General features: G+C 50.0%; 1 rRNA gene. It reads left to right on the top strand.

The window, feature by feature from the left end:
• Positions 1 to 224: ribosomal RNA gene (locus NNN71_RS25380) — 23S ribosomal RNA — on the top strand; the annotation flags it as partial.

Raw genomic sequence — 224 nt, 5'->3', positions numbered from 1 at the left:
GCAGTCAGAGGCGATGAAGGACGTGCTAATCTGCGATAAGCGTCGGTAAGGTGATATGAACCGTTATAACCGGCGATTTCCGAATGGGGAAACCCAGTGTGTTTCGACACACTATCATTACGTGAATACATAGCGTAATGAAGCGAACCGGGGGAACTGAAACATCTAAGTACCCCGAGGAAAAGAAATCAACCGAGATTCCCCCAGTAGCGGCGAGCGAACGG

Source organism: Kluyvera sp. Awk 3 (genome assembly GCF_028069715.1).
Taxonomy (GTDB): Bacteria; Pseudomonadota; Gammaproteobacteria; order Enterobacterales; family Enterobacteriaceae; genus Kluyvera; species Kluyvera georgiana_A.
Note: the sequence above shows the minus strand (reverse complement) of the source record. Positions and strands in the feature narration are given on the sequence as shown.